This is a genomic window from Halorubrum sp. SS7 (assembly GCF_005435055.1).
Taxonomy (GTDB): Archaea; Halobacteriota; Halobacteria; order Halobacteriales; family Haloferacaceae; genus Halorubrum; species Halorubrum salinarum.
In genome coordinates, this window is record NZ_SGXV01000311.1 from 1 (window position 1) to 456 (window position 456).

Genomic DNA, 456 nt, shown 5'->3' on the forward strand with positions numbered 1-456 from the left:
AGGCGGTCCGGCTCGACCACGCGGTGAACCGATCCTGACACGCTCTCTACCGATCTCGACGGCGTTTCGGTTCGCCGGACGACGCGGCTCTGTTGACGCTCACCGACTCACTACCCGTCTCTTATTGGCGAGCGGGCGGCCGAGCCGACGGGAAGGAATCGGGGCCCTCCCGCCGACTGTAGGCGCGTAGTGGTCCGACAGTAGTCACCGTCCCGGGGCGATCCGTGCGACGACCATATAGAATGCGAACGCGGCCACGAGCAGTCCGGCGAACTGCGTCCCGGCGGTGGCGAGAAACCCGACTTCGGTGTACAACAGCGGCGCAGCCATGAACCAGACACCGAAGACGAGCGTGAGTGCCGCCGGCGCGAGTGCGACCGCTCGGTCTCGGCGGAACAGCCGGAGGTTCTGGACGGCGAACAGCGTCCCCAGCAGCCCGCTCGTGACGATACTTCC

The 456-nt window shown here is 66.9% G+C and carries 1 pseudogene; it reads right to left on the reverse strand.

The window, feature by feature from the left end:
- Positions 1–204: 204 nt before the first annotated feature.
- A pseudogene (locus EXE44_RS18160) lies at positions 205–456 on the reverse strand (hypothetical protein); the annotation flags it as partial.